This is a genomic window from Streptomyces sp. NPDC026206 (genome assembly GCF_040638465.1).
Taxonomy (GTDB): Bacteria; Actinomycetota; Actinomycetes; order Streptomycetales; family Streptomycetaceae; genus Streptomyces.
This window is the reverse complement of record NZ_JBEZYL010000006.1, coordinates 124,191-137,954: the sequence shown is the minus strand read 5'-3', so window position 1 is coordinate 137,954 and position 13,764 is coordinate 124,191. Positions and strand designations below refer to the sequence as shown.

Below are 13,764 nucleotides of genomic sequence, written 5' to 3'. Positions count from 1 at the left end.
GCGCGAAGGATCTATCGATTTTGGACCCCAGTCCACCTTCGGGTAATGTTCTTCCTGCGCCGCCCGAGAGGGCCGAGAGGCCGGAGCGGATGGCGCAAGCCGGACAAGCCCCCTTCCAGGGGGTCAAGTTACGGTGGGGTATGGTGTAATTGGCAGCACGAGGGTTTCTGGTTCCCTTAGTCTAGGTTCGAGTCCTGGTACCCCAGCAAGAGAAAATCGCTTCGAATTCTCTTGATAAACTTACGAAGCAAAAGCGAAGTGCAAGCCCCCGTTGTGTAGCGGCCTAGCACGCCGCCCTCTCAAGGCGGTAGCGCCGGTTCGAATCCGGTCGGGGGTACAGATCCTGAATCCGTCACCATCCGGATGAATCCCGGAGGCGACGAGGTATTGGATCGCTAGGGCCCCCGTTGTGTAGCGGCCTAGCACGCCGCCCTCTCAAGGCGGTAGCGCCGGTTCGAATCCGGTCGGGGGTACTGGTTCCACCATGGGATATGGTGTAATTGGCAGCACGAGGGTTTCTGGTTCCCTTAGTCTAGGTTCGAGTCCTGGTATCCCAGCGCAGAGAGCATTTTCGCTCTGCAGGCAGTAAAGCTGGCCCCCGTTGTGTAGCGGCCTAGCACGCCGCCCTCTCAAGGCGGTAGCGCCGGTTCGAATCCGGTCGGGGGTACAAATAAAAGGAATGCCTTTCGCTTCGGCGGAGGGCATTTTTTCATGCGTCCTTCCCCCGTCTGTGAGGCGGCGGGATAATCCGCGCATGGCCCATCCCCACGGCGTGCGCCGCCGGGTCCACGTCGGCGATCTGCAGCCCGGCGACCATGCGTGCCTGCTGTTCGAGTCGGATGAGGAGCGGGCCTCGATCCTGCGGGACTTCGTGCTCGCGGGGCTGGACGCGGAGGACAAGATCCTCTACCTGAGCGGCGCCGAGGACCCGCCCGGCCCCGGTGCCCTCTGGGACGAATGCCGGCTCACGAGCGTGCCCGGCGGCCCGGCCGGCCGCGTGGAGATCGTACGGCTGGCCGAATTCCTCACCGGCTGTGGCCAATTGGAGCCCGCCGCCCTGATGCGCCGGCTGCGGAACGCCGCCGAGCGCTCGCGCGAGGAGGGCTACCGGGCGCTGCGGGTCGCCGGGGACCTGTGCGCCGCGCTGCATGACGGGCACGGGGCGACCGGCGCCCTGGGGGTCGCCCGGCTGCTGCGGTACGAGGCGCTGCTGGCGGAGGAGTTCAGCTCCGGCGGAGCGCTGGCCGTCTGTCAGTACGACATCCGCCACTGCGAGCCCGCCGCGCTGGACGCCTTCGCCTCCGCGCACGCCAGGAGCGTCGAGGCGGATCCCCTGGTGCGTACCGCCGGGCTGGTCGTCGTGCGCACCTACCGCCCACAGGGCCTGCGGATCGAAGGCGTGGTCGAGGCCGCCGTGCACCGGCAGCTGCGGGACGCCCTGCGGTCCGTGGCGGCCGTGCGCGGCGATGTCCGCCTGGAGATGTCCCGGGTGGAGTTCCTGGACCTCGGCGGGCTGCGGCTGCTGATGACCTTCGCCCGGGCCCGCGCGGCCCGGCACGCCACCGTCGAGCTCGGCGGGCTGCCGCCGCACCTGCGGCAGGTCATCACCCTCGTCGGCTGGGACCGCACGCCAGGGCTCCGGCTGGGGGACGCGCATGCCTGCTGAGGGGGCGGGCTTCGGTCACCACGCCTGCCTGTACGGCACCGACGCGGAGTTCCTGGCGATGGCCGTGCCCTTCGTACGGGACGGCCTCGCGGCCGGCGAGCCCGTCCTGGCCGCGACGACGCCCGCCAACATCGAGCTGCTGCGCGGCGCCCTGGGGGAGCGGGCCCACGCGCTGGACACCGCCGAGACCGCCTACTTCGGCCGCAGGCCCGTGGAACGGATCTCCGCGTTCCTGCGCTACCACGCCCACCGCGCCCGGCCCGGGCTGCGGACCCGCATGATCGCCGAGCCGGTGTGGGGCGGGAAGTCGGCCCGCCAGGTCGCCGAGTGGAAACGCATGGAATCCGGGCTCAACGTGCTGCTCGCCGGGCTGCCGGTGTGGATGATCTGCCCGTACGACACCAGGACCGTGCCGGGGGACGTGGCCCTGGCCGCCTGCGCCACACATCCCGCACGGCTGGACGGACAGCGGCTGATCCCCTGCGCCGCCTACGCCGACCCGGGGGCGTACGCGGCCACGGTGGCGCTGCCGCCCGCCCCCGTCCCCGCGGATGCCGCCCGCACGGGGCCGACGGCCTCGCTCGCCCGCGTCCGTGGCTTCGCCCACGAACGGGCCGTCGCGGCGGGCCTGAGCGATGAGCGGCTCGCCCTGGCGGTGCTGGCCGTCTGCGAGGCGGCGGGCTATCTGCTGGCAGCGGACCGCGCGCGGATCGCCGTGCGGGCCTGGGAGGAGCCGGGGGTGCTGGCGTACGAGCTGCTGCGGGCGCAGGCGGCTGACGCCGGGGTGCCGGTGTTCGCGGGGTTCTGCCCGCCGGGGGAGGCGGCGGGAGCGGAGGACGGGCTGTGGCTGGCGCGCAGCCTGAGCGAGTCCCTGGAGCTGCGTTCGAGGGGTCCGCTGACGCGTCTGACGCTGCGGATCGCGGGCCCGCGCGACGCGGAGCGTCTTTCCCCTCCCTGCCCCTTCCCGTAACCCAAACGGGCTCAATTCGAGCCCGTCCGGCGATTGAGGACCGGAAACGGGGCACTCTCAGCCGTTGCGACGGAGCGCCTCCGTCAGGCGTAGCGCCGCGTCCAGCACCGCCTGGGCGTGCATACGGCCCGGATGCCGGGTGAGACGCTCGATCGGTCCGGACACGGAGACGGCCGCCACCACCCGGTTCGAGGGGCCACGCACCGGTGCGGAGACCGAGGCCACACCGGGCTCCCGCTCACCGATCGACTGGGCCCAGCCCCGGCGCCGCACGCCGGAGAGCGCGGTCGCCGTGAAGCGTGCCCCCTGCAGGCCGCGGTGCAGCCGCTCGGGCTCCTCCCAGGCCATGAGCACCTGGGCCGCGGACCCGGCCTTCATCGGCAGTGTGGAGCCCACCGGCACGGTGTCCCGCAGTCCGGACAGCCGCTCCGCGGCCGCGACGCAGATGCGCATGTCGCCCTGACGGCGGTAGAGCTGCGCGCTCTCGCCCGTCACGTCCCGCAGATGCGTGAGCACCGGGCCCGCCGTCGCCAGCAGCCGGTCCTCACCGGCCGCCGCGGCCAGCTCGCTCAGCCGGGGGCCGAGTATGAAGCGGCCCTGCATGTCCCGCGCCACCATCCGGTGGTGCTCCAGAGCCACCGCGAGCCGGTGCGCCGTGGGGCGCGCCAGCCCGGTCGCCGTGACCAGCCCGGCGAGGGTCGCCGGACCGGACTCCAGAGCGCTCAGTACCAGAGCCGCCTTGTCGAGAACGCCCACACCACTAGAGGCGCCACCAGAGTTGTCCATGCAACGATACTTGCGTCTCACACTGTGAAACGCAAGTTCAATTTTTCCCGGAAGGCGCCAACCTGGAACGACAGCACCCACAGGCAACGAACGAGCCGGCGCCCCGCCGGCCGGAGGGACAGCGATGGGACGGACACTCGCGGAGAAGGTCTGGGACGACCACGTCGTCACGCGCGCCGAGGGCGAGCCCGACCTCCTCTACATCGACCTGCACCTGCTCCACGAGGTCACCAGCCCGCAGGCCTTCGACGGCCTGCGCAAAGCAGGCCGTCCGGTCCGCCGGCTGGACCTGACCATCGCCACCGAGGACCACAACACGCCCACCATCGACATCGACAAGCCCATCGCGGACCCCGTCTCCCGCACCCAGCTGGAGACCCTGCGCCGCAACTGCGCCGAGTTCGGCGTGCGGCTGCACCCCCTGGGCGACGTCGAGCAGGGCGTCGTCCACGTGGTGGGACCGCAGCTGGGCCTCACCCAGCCCGGCACCACCGTCGTCTGCGGCGACAGCCACACCTCCACCCACGGTGCCTTCGGCGCGCTGGCCTTCGGCATCGGCACCAGCCAGGTCGAGCACGTCCTGGCCACCCAGACGCTGCCGCTGTCCCCCTTCAGGACGATGGCCGTCACGGTCGAGGGCGAGCTGCCCGAGGGCGTCACCGCCAAGGACCTGATCCTGGCGATCATCGCCAGGATCGGCACGGGCGGCGGCCAGGGCTATGTCATCGAGTACCGCGGTTCCGCCATCGAGAAGCTCTCGATGGAAGCCCGGATGACGGTGTGCAACATGTCCATCGAGGCGGGCGCCCGGGCCGGCATGATCGCGCCCGACGAGACCACGTTCGCCTACCTCGAAGGCCGCCCGCACGCCCCCGAGGGGGAGGACTGGGACGCGGCCGTCGCCTACTGGCGCACCCTGCGCACCGACGACGACGCCGTCTTCGACCACGAGGTGGTCATCGACGCCACCCGGCTGTCGCCCTTCGTCACCTGGGGCACCAACCCGGGCCAGGGCGCGCCCCTGTCCTCGGCGGTTCCCGACCCGGCTTCGTACGCCGATCCCTCCGAGCGCCATGCCGCCGAAAAGGCGCTGGAATACATGGGGTTGACGGCAGGTCAGGCGCTGCGGGACATCCGGGTGGACACGGTCTTCGTCGGGTCCTGCACCAACGGCCGGATCGAGGACCTGCGCGCCGCGGCCGCGGTCATCGAGGGCCGGGCGGTCGCCGACGGCGTCCGGATGCTGGTGGTCCCCGGCTCGGTGCGGGTGGCGCTGCAGGCCATGGAGGAGGGGCTGGACAAGGTGTTCACCGCGGCCGGCGCCGAGTGGCGGCACGCGGGCTGTTCGATGTGCCTGGGCATGAACCCCGACCAACTCGCTCCCGGCGAGCGGTCGGCATCGACGTCCAACCGCAACTTCGAGGGCAGGCAGGGCAAGGGCGGCCGCACCCATCTGGTCTCCCCGCAGGTCGCCGCCGCCACCGCCGTCCTGGGCCGGCTGGCCGCCCCGGCCGACCTCGCCGGCGCGCCCGACGTACGTACCCCCGTGGAGGTCTGAGACCGATGGAAGCTTTCACCACGCACACCGGCCGGGCCGTCCCGCTGCGCCGGAGCAATGTCGACACCGACCAGATCATCCCGGCGCACTGGCTGAAGAAGGTCACCCGCGACGGCTTCGAGGACGGGCTCTTCGAGGCCTGGCGCAAGGACCCGCAGTTCGTCCTCAACCACCCCGAGCGGGCGGGTGCCACCGTCCTGGTCGCCGGCCCCGACTTCGGCACCGGCTCCTCCCGCGAGCACGCGGTCTGGGCGCTGCAGAACTACGGCTTCAAAACCGTCGTGTCGTCCCGCTTCGCCGACATCTTCCGTGGCAACTCGCTCAAGAACGGATTGCTGACGGTGGTCCTCCCGCAGGAGACCGTCGAGGCGCTCTGGGAGCTCACCGGGACCGACCCCGCCGCCGAGGTGACGGTCGATCTCGTGACCCGGCAGGTAAGGGCGGCGGGCATCACGGCCGATTTTGAGCTTGACGAGAACGCCCGGTGGCGACTCCTGGAAGGGCTGGACGACATCGGTCTGACCCTCCGGCACGAGGCCGACATCTCCGCGTTCGAGGCCGGAAGGCCCTCGTACAAGCCCTCCACGGCCCGGATCTGAGACCGATTCCGGCTCGTTTGGCCCAGTGTCGGACGACTGTGGACGGCTTACCGGGGCCCCGGATTTTCGCTGCTCACCCAGGGTTTGGCATGATGCGCCCCCTGTCTTCGGACAGGGGGCGCGTCGCTTTGTTGAGGGCCCGTGAAGCGACAACTCGCCTCAGATGGCACAATCGGTGCATGGAACGCGACAGCCAACTCGGGCTTTACCGGCTCGTCGCCGACCAACTGAAGGAAGCGCACACAAGAGTGCGCGCACTGCAAGTCCCGGAGGGCGTACGGATGGCGCTGTCCCGGCAGCTGCTGGCCATCACGGCCTCGGCGAAGCACGATCTCTCAGGCGCAGCAAGGCGTCTGGACCGGCTGATGAACGACCTCGACGAGGGGCGTTTCCCCCAAGAGCCCGACACCGACGGAACTCCGTGATGGGTCGAGTTCGTTGCGGCACAAGGGTGATTAGACCGTTTCGTGTTTGATTTGCGGTATATATCTGCCTAACGTGCGAAAAAGCTGGAGCACATTCCAGCCAATGTCTCCGAAGGGGAAGACGTGAACAAGGCGCAGCTCGTTGAAGCGATTGCCGACAAGCTCGGTGGCCGTCAGCAGGCCGCAGACGCGGTCGACGCGGTACTCGACGCGGTCGTCCGCGCGGTTGTCGCCGGTGACCGTGTCTCGGTCACCGGTTTCGGCTCGTTCGAGAAGGTCGACCGTCCCGCCCGCTACGCCCGCAACCCGCAGACGGGTGAGCGCGTACGGGTCAAGAAGACCTCGGTGCCGCGCTTCCGCGCGGGCCAGGGCTTCAAGGACCTGGTGAGCGGCTCGAAGAAGCTCCCGAAGGGCGGCGAGGTCTCCGTCAAGAAGGCGCCCAAGGGCAGCCTTTCGGGCGGCAAGACCACCACCAAGGCCGCGGCCAAGAAGGCCACCGCCAAGAAGGCCGCCACCGCGAAGAAGGCCACGGCCGTCAAGAAGACGACCGCGGCGAAGACCACGGCCGCGAAGAAGGCGACGCCGGCGAAGAAGGCGACGACCGCGAAGAAGGCCGCGCCCGCGAAGAAGGCGACGACCACCACCAAGGCCGCCGCCGCGAAGAAGGCGACGCCCGCGAAGAAGGCAGCCACCGCCAAGAAGGCCGCCACCGCCAAGAAGACGGCGCCCGCCAAGAAGGCCACGGCGACCAAGGCCCCGGCCCGCAAGACCACCGCGCGCAAGACCACCGCCAAGAAGACCGCCGCCAAGAAGAAGTAAGGCAGCGAAGTACGGCGTAACGCGCCGGGCCGGGCTCCCTCCGGGGAGCCCGGCCCGCGGTGTGTAAGGCCCCGCAAACCCCCGGAAAGCCGGGGAATGTCGGGAAAAGCCTCGTGAGGCCTCAGAAGGTCTGCAGCGTCACCAAGGTCACCCGGCGGCCGGCCGCCGGACCCGCGGCACCCGCTGTGCCCGCGGCACCCGCGGTGTCCTGGCCCGGCTCCGCGAACTCGATCCGCACCCGCTGCCCGGGCCGCAGCAGCCGCAGCCCGCCGGCGTCGAACGCCGCCCCGTCGAAGGGCACGGGCGTGCCGTCGTCCAGGAGCACGCTCCCGGAGCGGGTCTGAGGGTCGAAGGTGTACGCGGTGGCCTGCATGGCCAGCAGCCTAGTCGGCCGCCCGCCAGGGGATCGGCACGCCGGCCGCGACGGCCGCGGTATGGGCCCCCACGCCCAGCTCCAGAGCCGCCCGCAAATCCGATTCCGTGTCCACGTCCCGGCGCACGGAATCCACATCCTCCAGCCCGATCTCCCACGCCCCCGAAGCACTGTGACGGGCGCGCGAACGGCCCTCGAACGCCGGAGCCAATTCCATTCCGGGCGCCGCGGCCAGCAAGGTCGTACCGATTCCTGCGGCATCCGCGAGAAATGCGCGCGGGAATTCGGCGGCCGAATCGAGCACCCGCCCGAGTTCCGCCGGGCGCAGCGCCGGAAGATCCGCATTGAGGGTTGCCACCGGCGAATGCGGCCGGTGGGCCCGCACGCTCCGCGCACCGTGCGCCAGGGCCGCGTTCAGGCCGCCGTCACCCGCCGGCTCGGGCAGTACCCGGGCACCGAGCGCGGCCACCTCGGCCCCGGCCAGGGGGTCGGCCGTGACGACCGCCACATCCCGCACGGACCCGCAGGCCAGCGCCGCCCGCACGGTGTCCAGGGCGAAGGCGAGCGCGAGCGCGGGTCCCGGCAGCCGCCCGGCCCCGGCCGCGAGGCGGCTCTTGGCCACGGCCAGCGGCTTCAGCGGCACCACCAGCGTCCAGAGCACATCCGCCCCCTCATCTCGTACCGGTGCCATTGTCACCTGCTGCCGCAGCCGGGGGCCGAGCGGCGGGGTTACGGTGTTCTCGACAGACCGGGTACCTGGGGCGACACTTGTCCGGCCCCCGGGTGAGCAGCAGACCCGAAGCAGCTTCCAGGTCCCAACAGAAGGGTGTCCGAGTGTCCCGCCACAGAATCGGCTTCTGGTACCGCTTTACGGCGGTGTTGGCCAAACCGCCGCTCGTGGTTCTGTTCAAGCGGGACTGGCGGGGAATGGAGCACATTCCGGCCGACGGCGGATTCATCACCGCGGTCAACCACAACTCCTACCTCGACCCGCTGTCGTACGCCCACTTCCAGTACAACACCGGGCGCGTCCCCCGCTTCCTCGCCAAGGCCGCCCTCTTCAAGGGCAGCTTCGTCGGCGCGCTGCTGCGCGGCACCGGGCAGATTCCCGTCTACCGCGAGAGCACCGACGCCGCCAACGCCTTCCGGGCCGCTGTGGACGCCATCAACAAGGGCGAGTGCGTGGCCTTCTACCCCGAGGGCACCCTCACCCGCGACCCGGACATGTGGCCCATGGAGGGCAAGACCGGTGCCGCCCGCGTCGCCCTGCTCACCCAGGCCCCGGTCATTCCGGTCGCCCAGTGGGGCGCCAACGAGGCCATGCCGCCGTATGCCAAGGAGAACAAGCTCCGGCTGTTCCCCCGCAAGACCCTGCGCGTCGTGGCCGGCCCGCCCGTGGACCTCTCCGCCTTTTACGGCAAGGAGCCCACCGGCGAGGTCCTGCGCGAGGTCACCGACCTCATCATGAGGGCCATCACGGACCTCCTCGCCGAACTCCGCGGCGAGCCGGCCCCCGCCGAGCCGTACAACCTCAAGAGGGCCCGCGCCGCGGTCCGCGAGAACAGCCAGGACCGTTCGCAGGAGGACAGCAAGTGACGCGTTGCGCCGTATACGGCACCGGTTCCTGGGGCACCGCATTCGCGATGATCCTCGCCGACGCGGGCTGCGAGGTCACCATGTGGGGCCGCCGGGCCGCCCTCGTGGACGCCATCAACACCGGGCGTACCAACCCCGAGTATTTCCCCGGCACCGAGCTCCCCCCCGCCGTACGGGCCACCACCGACCCCGCCGAGGCGGCCGAGGGCGCCGCGTTCACCGTCCTGGCCATCCCCTCCCAGACCCTGCGCGACAACCTCAGCCGGTGGGCGCCCCTGCTGGCCGGCGACACCGTCCTCGTGTCCCTGATGAAGGGCATCGAACTGGGCACCGCCAAGCGCATGAGCGAGGTCATCGAGGAGGTCGCCAAGGTCTCCGCGGACCGGGTCGCCGTCCTCACCGGGCCCAACCTCGCCAAGGAGATCGCCGCCCGGCAGCCCGCCGCGGCCGTCGTCGCCTGCCGTGACGAGTCCGTCGCCAAGCGCCTCCAGGCCGCCTGCCACACCGCGTACTTCCGCCCGTACACCAACACCGACGTCGTCGGCTGCGAACTGGGCGGCGCCGTGAAGAACGTCATCGCCCTCGCCGTGGGCATCGCCGACGGCATGGGCCTGGGCGACAACGCCAAGGCGTCCCTGATCACGCGCGGGCTGGCCGAGACGACCCGGCTGGGCCTGGCCATGGGAGCCGACGCGCACACCTTCGCCGGCCTCGCGGGCATGGGCGACCTCGTCGCCACCTGCTCCTCACCGCTCTCGCGCAACCACACCTTCGGCACCAACCTCGGCCGCGGCATGTCCCTCGCCGAGACCATCGCGGTCACCAGGCAGACCGCCGAGGGCGTCAAGTCCTGTGAGAGCGTGCTCGATCTGGCCGGACGTCACCATGTCGACATGCCGATCACCGAGACCGTCGTGGACATCGTCCACGAGGGCAAGCCGCCCATGGTGGCCCTCAAGGAACTCATGTCCCGCAGCGCCAAGCCCGAGCGGCACTGACGCATCGCCTGCCACCAGGTACCCTCAACGCGTTATGAGCAGCGAGAACTCCCCCCAGAGCCCTGACCGGAAGCCGCGTGTCGCGGTCGTCTTCGGCGGCCGCAGTTCCGAGCACGCCATCTCCGTGGTCACCGCAGGCGCCGTGCTGCGCGCCATCGACCGCAGCAAGTACGACGTGCTGCCGATCGGCATTACCACCGACGGCCGTTGGGCGCTCACCGCCGACGACCCCGAGCGGATGGCCATCGCCGACCGGACGCTGCCCAGCGTCGAGCAGCTCACCGACGCGGCCGAGGGCGGCGTGCTGCTGCCCGTCACCCCCGCCAGCCGTGAGGTCGTCTACACCGAGCCCGGCGCCGTGCCCAAGGCGCTGGGCGAGGTCGACGTCGTCTTCCCCATGCTGCACGGCCCCTACGGCGAGGACGGCACCCTCCAGGGCATGCTGGAGCTGGCCGGAATCCCCTACGTCGGCGCGGGCGTCCTCGCCTCCGCCGTCGGCCAGGACAAGGAGTACATGAAGCGGGTCTTCATCTCCTTCGGCCTGCCCGTCGGCCCGTACGAGGTGATCCGGCCGCGCGAGTGGCAGAACGACCCCTCCGCCGCCCGCAAGAAGATCATCGACTTCGCTGGCGAGCACGGCTGGCCGCTCTTCGTGAAGCCCGCCCGCGGCGGCTCGTCCATGGGCATCACCAAGGTCGACGACCTCTCCGGCCTGGACGAGGCCATCGCCGAGGCACAGCGCCACGACCCGAAGATCCTGGTCGAATCGTTGCTGCGCGGCCGCGAGATCGAGTGCGGCGTGCTGGAGTTCGAGGACGGCCCGCGCGCCAGCGTGCCCGCCGAGATCCCGCCGGTCACCGCGCACGACTTCTACGACTTCGAAGCCAAGTACATCGACTCCGCCTCCGGTATCGTGCCCGCCCCGCTCAGCGAGGACGAGACGCGCCGGGTGCAGGAGCTGGCCGTGCGGGCCTTCGACGCCGCCTCCTGCGAGGGGCTGGTCCGCGCGGACTTCTTCCTCACCGAGGACGGCGAGTTCGTGATCAACGAGATCAACACCATGCCCGGCTTCACGCCCATCTCCATGTACCCGCGCATGTGGCAGGAGAGCGGCGTCGAGTACCCCGAGCTGGTCGACCGGCTGCTGCAGGCCGCCCTGCGGCGGCCGACGGGACTGCGCTGAGCGGGACGCCGGGGAGGACCGTCAGGAGATGATCCCCTCGGGGATCGTCTTCAGGACGGCGCCGGAGAGGTCGGTCAGGGCACTGAGGTCGCCGCCCTCCCCGACGACCTTCTTCGGCAGCGTCACCTCCACCCACGCCTCACGCCGCACGGTGGTGCAGCGCACGCTGCCGTCCGGCTGCTTCTCGGGCAGCCAGCCGACCTCGTCGATGTCCATCGAGTCGGTGGCGGGATTGCGCTTGAGCAGCCCGGGCTTGCGGACGCCGCAGCGCAGGGAGACCGACGGATCATCGCCCCACACGGCGGTGAGGTCCGAGACGGGCTCGACGGTACGCCGCTCGAGCCCGTCCACGGCGCGGGGCAACTCCTTGTGCAGCGCCCGGCAGAGCCCGGCCTGCCGCTCCGGCGGTGCGGGGACCGCCGGCCCCGCCTGGGCGCCCGGGGCCGAACAGGCCGCGGTCGCGACGAGCAGGGCGGCTGAGGGCAGGCCGAGGAGCCGGCGGAGCGAAGACTTCACCGGCCGAGCATACGGGGGAGCTAGAGATGGACGACCGGGCAGGTGAGGGTGCGGGTGATGCCCTCCACTTTCTGGACCTGCGCGACCACCATCCGGCCGAGCTCGTCCACGGTCTCCGCCTGGGCGCGCACGATGACGTCGTACGGCCCGGTGACGTCCTCGGCCTGGATCACCCCCGGGATCTCGCCGATGACTTCGGCCACGGTCGACGCCTTGCCGACCTCGGTCTGGATCAGGATGTACGCCTGTACCACGGAACCTCCAGGGCGGCTTCGAGGATCATGTGGGGAGAAGAGACGCCACGGTACCGCGTCGTCGCACGGTGCGGGGAGACCCGCGCGGCCTGCGCGGCGCGCGACACGTCACGAACAGGGCAACCGACACTCCGAGGAGGAGCTCAGTGAAAGGCACCGTGGGCGAGTTGGGGGAGTTCGGCCTCATCAGAGAGCTGACCTCCCGGCTCACCACCACCCCTGCGGTCCGTCTGGGGCCGGGTGACGACGCCGCGGTGGTCGCAGCGCCCGACAGGAGGGTCGTGGCCAGTACGGACATCCTGCTGGAAGGGCGGCACTTCCGCCGCGACTGGTCCACCGCCTACGACGTCGGCCGCAAGGCCACCGCGCAGAACCTGGCCGACATCGCCGCCATGGGCGCGGTGCCCACGGCGGTCCTGCTCGGCCTCGTCGTGCCCGCCGAGCTCCCCGCCACCTGGCCGACCGAGCTCATGGACGGAATCCGCGACGAGTGCCAGGTCGCGGGCGCCGCGGTGGTCGGCGGGGACGTGGTGCGCGGTGACACGATCACCGTCGCCATCACGGCCCTGGGCGACCTGCGCAACCACGAGCCGGTCACCCGCTCCGGCGCCCGGGCCGGCGACGTCGTCGCGGTCACGGGCTGGCTGGGCTGGTCCGCGGCCGGGCTCGCCGTGCTCTCCCGCGGCTTCCGCTCGCCCCGTGCCTTCGTCGAGGCCCACCGCCGGCCCGAACCGCCGTACCACGCCGGCCCCGCGGCCGCCGCGCTCGGCGCCACCGCCATGACGGACGTCAGCGACGGCCTCATCGCCGACCTCGGGCACATCGCCGAGGCCAGCAAGGTCCGCATCGACCTGCGCACGGCCGCCATCGACGTGCCGACCCAGATGTCCGACATCGGGCAGGCCGTGGGCGTCGACCCCCTGCAGTGGGTGCTGACCGGTGGGGAGGACCACGCGATCGTGGCGACCTTCCCGCCCGACGTGAAGCTGCCGGCCCGCTGGAAGGTCATCGGCGAGGTCGTCAACCCCTCCGCCCTGCCCCAGGTCACCGTGGACGGCGCGCCCTGGGACAAGGCGGGCGGCTGGGACCACTTCGGGGACATGGAGCCCGGCGAGTAGATTCGGGCGCATGCGCATACCCCCGAGGGTTCTCACGGTCGCCGGATCCGACTCCGGCGGCGGTGCGGGCATCCAGGCCGACCTGAAGACGATGCTCGCCCTCGGGGTGCACGGCATGAGCGTGGTCACGGCGGTGACCGCGCAGAACTCCGTGGGCGTCCAGGGGGCGTGGCCGCTGCCCGCCGAGGCCGTACGGGCCCAGTTCCGCAGCGTCGCCGACGACATCGGCGTACAGGCCGTCAAGACCGGCATGCTCGCCTCCGCGGAGCTGGTGGAGACGGTGGCCGCACTCCTGGCGGGCGTGGACGCCCCCGTCGTCGTCGACCCCGTCGGCATCTCCAAGCACGGCGACGCCCTGCTGGCCGCCGCCGCGCTCGACGCGGTCCGTACCCGGCTCCTGCCGGTCGCCACGGTCGCCACGCCCAACCTGGACGAGGTGGCCTGGCTGACGGGCGTCCGGGTCCGCACGGAGGCCGGCCTGCGGCGGGCGGCGGACGCGGTGCTGGGCTTCGGCCCGCGCTGGGCCCTCATCAAGGGCGGCCACCTGGACGGCGACGCGGTCGACCTCCTGACGGACGGCACCGAGGAGCACTGGCTGCGGGCACCGCGCCACGACAACCGGCACACGCACGGGACCGGGTGCACACTGGCGAGCGCGATCGCCTGCGGGCTGGCCAGGGGGCTCACGGTGCCGGAGGCGGCCGCGGCCGCCAAGGACTACGTCACCGGTGCCATCGCGGCGGGCTTCCCGCTGGGCGAGGGCATTGGCCCGGTGGACCACGGGTGGCTGTTCCCCTGACCCCGGCCCTTCACCGTTTCTTGTCCTCAGGCACAGCCAGCCCGTCCGGCGTTTGAGGACAAAAGGGGTCTGGGGGCTTGCCCCCAGTTCCGGGAAGGGGCGGG

16 protein-coding genes and 5 tRNA genes are annotated in these 13,764 nt (G+C 71.3%); 16 read left to right on the top strand and 5 right to left on the bottom strand.

Going from position 1 to position 13,764, the window contains the following annotated elements; all coding sequences use genetic code 11:
• Nucleotides 1–134: 134 nt before the first annotated feature.
• From AB0F13_RS12040 to AB0F13_RS12010, 7 genes are all read left to right on the top strand, one after another.
• Nucleotides 135–206: transfer RNA gene (locus AB0F13_RS12040), tRNA-Gln, on the top strand.
• A gap of 58 nt (nucleotides 207–264) precedes the next feature.
• Nucleotides 265–337: transfer RNA gene (locus tag AB0F13_RS12035), tRNA-Glu, on the top strand.
• A gap of 63 nt (nucleotides 338–400) precedes the next feature.
• Nucleotides 401–473, top strand: a tRNA-Glu gene (locus tag AB0F13_RS12030).
• A 12-nt stretch (nucleotides 474–485) separates the two neighbouring features.
• Nucleotides 486–557, top strand: a tRNA-Gln gene (locus AB0F13_RS12025).
• Nucleotides 558–594: 37 nt separating this feature from the next.
• Nucleotides 595–667 (top strand) — tRNA-Glu (locus AB0F13_RS12020).
• An 87-nt stretch (nucleotides 668–754) separates the two neighbouring features.
• Nucleotides 755–1,666, top strand: coding sequence for an MEDS domain-containing protein (locus tag AB0F13_RS12015; RefSeq protein ID WP_362079186.1), 912 nt, complete (start codon nucleotides 755–757; stop codon nucleotides 1,664–1,666).
• Nucleotides 1,656–2,636 carry an MEDS domain-containing protein gene (locus AB0F13_RS12010; protein WP_362079183.1) on the top strand — a complete coding sequence of 327 codons (981 nt, stop codon included), beginning with the start codon at nucleotides 1,656–1,658 and terminating at the stop codon, nucleotides 2,634–2,636. The genes AB0F13_RS12015 and AB0F13_RS12010 overlap by 11 nt, the downstream gene beginning before the upstream one ends.
• 57 nt (nucleotides 2,637–2,693) lie before the next feature.
• Here the strand turns inward: AB0F13_RS12010 and ndgR are convergent, their stop codons facing one another.
• A complete protein-coding gene (ndgR, locus tag AB0F13_RS12005) occupies nucleotides 2,694–3,422 on the bottom strand; it encodes an IclR family transcriptional regulator NdgR (RefSeq protein WP_362079180.1) in 729 nt (242 codons plus the stop codon).
• 124 nt (nucleotides 3,423–3,546) lie between these two features.
• On the opposite strand from ndgR, the gene leuC reads away from it, so the two are divergent.
• The 4 genes from leuC to AB0F13_RS11985 all read left to right on the top strand — a co-directional run bounded on the left by leuC (nucleotide 3,547) and on the right by AB0F13_RS11985 (nucleotide 6,823).
• Complete coding sequence (leuC, locus tag AB0F13_RS12000; RefSeq protein ID WP_362079177.1) at nucleotides 3,547–4,980, top strand: 3-isopropylmalate dehydratase large subunit; 1,434 nt, start codon at nucleotides 3,547–3,549, stop codon at nucleotides 4,978–4,980.
• A 5-nt stretch (nucleotides 4,981–4,985) separates the two neighbouring features.
• Nucleotides 4,986–5,579 carry a 3-isopropylmalate dehydratase small subunit gene (leuD, locus tag AB0F13_RS11995; protein ID WP_362079174.1) on the top strand — a complete coding sequence of 198 codons (594 nt, stop codon included), beginning with the start codon at nucleotides 4,986–4,988 and terminating at the stop codon, nucleotides 5,577–5,579.
• 179 nt (nucleotides 5,580–5,758) lie between these two features.
• Nucleotides 5,759–6,004: a hypothetical protein gene (locus AB0F13_RS11990; protein WP_362079171.1), complete on the top strand. Its 246-nt coding sequence runs from the start codon at nucleotides 5,759–5,761 to the stop codon at nucleotides 6,002–6,004.
• Between the two features lie 123 nt (nucleotides 6,005–6,127).
• Nucleotides 6,128–6,823, top strand: coding sequence for an HU family DNA-binding protein (locus AB0F13_RS11985; RefSeq protein ID WP_362079168.1), 696 nt, complete (start codon nucleotides 6,128–6,130; stop codon nucleotides 6,821–6,823).
• Nucleotides 6,824–6,944: 121 nt separating this feature from the next.
• Here the strand turns inward: AB0F13_RS11985 and AB0F13_RS11980 are convergent, their stop codons facing one another.
• Both AB0F13_RS11980 and cofC read right to left on the bottom strand, forming a co-directional pair.
• Nucleotides 6,945–7,196 carry a hypothetical protein gene (locus AB0F13_RS11980; protein ID WP_362079165.1) on the bottom strand — a complete coding sequence of 84 codons (252 nt, stop codon included), beginning with the start codon at nucleotides 7,194–7,196 and terminating at the stop codon, nucleotides 6,945–6,947.
• Between the two features lie 10 nt (nucleotides 7,197–7,206).
• Entirely contained in the window at nucleotides 7,207–7,857 is a 651-nt protein-coding gene (cofC, locus tag AB0F13_RS11975) for a 2-phospho-L-lactate guanylyltransferase (protein ID WP_362079552.1), read from the bottom strand.
• A gap of 173 nt (nucleotides 7,858–8,030) precedes the next feature.
• On the opposite strand from cofC, the gene AB0F13_RS11970 reads away from it, so the two are divergent.
• The 3 genes from AB0F13_RS11970 to AB0F13_RS11960 are packed head-to-tail and all read left to right on the top strand — an operon-like array spanning nucleotide 8,031 to nucleotide 10,973.
• Nucleotides 8,031–8,792, top strand: coding sequence for a lysophospholipid acyltransferase family protein (locus tag AB0F13_RS11970; RefSeq protein ID WP_362079162.1), 762 nt, complete (start codon nucleotides 8,031–8,033; stop codon nucleotides 8,790–8,792).
• The gene (locus AB0F13_RS11965; RefSeq protein WP_362079159.1) at nucleotides 8,789–9,790 is read left to right on the top strand and encodes an NAD(P)H-dependent glycerol-3-phosphate dehydrogenase; all 1,002 of its coding nucleotides are present in this window, start codon (nucleotides 8,789–8,791) and stop codon (nucleotides 9,788–9,790) included. The genes AB0F13_RS11970 and AB0F13_RS11965 overlap by 4 nt, the downstream gene beginning before the upstream one ends.
• A gap of 34 nt (nucleotides 9,791–9,824) precedes the next feature.
• On the top strand, nucleotides 9,825–10,973 hold the full coding sequence (locus tag AB0F13_RS11960; protein WP_362079156.1) for a D-alanine--D-alanine ligase family protein: 1,149 nt from the start codon (nucleotides 9,825–9,827) through the stop codon (nucleotides 10,971–10,973).
• A gap of 21 nt (nucleotides 10,974–10,994) precedes the next feature.
• On the opposite strand, the gene AB0F13_RS11955 is transcribed toward AB0F13_RS11960, so the two are convergent.
• Nucleotides 10,995–11,489, bottom strand: a complete 495-nt coding sequence (locus AB0F13_RS11955) for a DUF3515 domain-containing protein (RefSeq protein WP_362079153.1) — start codon at nucleotides 11,487–11,489, stop codon at nucleotides 10,995–10,997.
• A 20-nt stretch (nucleotides 11,490–11,509) separates the two neighbouring features.
• Nucleotides 11,510–11,743 (bottom strand): Lrp/AsnC ligand binding domain-containing protein, encoded by a 234-nt coding sequence (locus tag AB0F13_RS11950; RefSeq protein ID WP_362079150.1) that lies wholly within the window; start codon nucleotides 11,741–11,743, stop codon nucleotides 11,510–11,512.
• Nucleotides 11,744–11,889: 146 nt separating this feature from the next.
• On the opposite strand from AB0F13_RS11950, the gene AB0F13_RS11945 reads away from it, so the two are divergent.
• Nucleotides 11,890–12,861 (top strand): thiamine-phosphate kinase, encoded by a 972-nt coding sequence (locus AB0F13_RS11945; RefSeq protein ID WP_362079147.1) that lies wholly within the window; start codon nucleotides 11,890–11,892, stop codon nucleotides 12,859–12,861.
• 10 nt (nucleotides 12,862–12,871) lie between these two features.
• Nucleotides 12,872–13,660 (top strand): bifunctional hydroxymethylpyrimidine kinase/phosphomethylpyrimidine kinase, encoded by a 789-nt coding sequence (thiD, locus tag AB0F13_RS11940; RefSeq protein WP_362079144.1) that lies wholly within the window; start codon nucleotides 12,872–12,874, stop codon nucleotides 13,658–13,660.
• Nucleotides 13,661–13,764: the final 104 nt, after the last annotated feature.

Coding starts and splice junctions, on each gene's coding strand:
- AB0F13_RS12015 (WP_362079186.1), top strand. CDS start 755: ATGGCCCATCCCCACGGCGTGCGCCGCCGGGTCCACGTCGGCGATCTG.
- AB0F13_RS12010 (WP_362079183.1), top strand. CDS start 1,656: ATGCCTGCTGAGGGGGCGGGCTTCGGTCACCACGCCTGCCTGTACGGC.
- ndgR (WP_362079180.1), bottom strand. CDS start 3,422: ATGGACAACTCTGGTGGCGCCTCTAGTGGTGTGGGCGTTCTCGACAAG.
- leuC (WP_362079177.1), top strand. CDS start 3,547: ATGGGACGGACACTCGCGGAGAAGGTCTGGGACGACCACGTCGTCACG.
- leuD (WP_362079174.1), top strand. CDS start 4,986: ATGGAAGCTTTCACCACGCACACCGGCCGGGCCGTCCCGCTGCGCCGG.
- AB0F13_RS11990 (WP_362079171.1), top strand. CDS start 5,759: ATGGAACGCGACAGCCAACTCGGGCTTTACCGGCTCGTCGCCGACCAA.
- AB0F13_RS11980 (WP_362079165.1), bottom strand. CDS start 7,196: ATGCAGGCCACCGCGTACACCTTCGACCCTCAGACCCGCTCCGGGAGC.
- AB0F13_RS11960 (WP_362079156.1), top strand. CDS start 9,825: ATGAGCAGCGAGAACTCCCCCCAGAGCCCTGACCGGAAGCCGCGTGTC.
- thiD (WP_362079144.1), top strand. CDS start 12,872: ATGCGCATACCCCCGAGGGTTCTCACGGTCGCCGGATCCGACTCCGGC.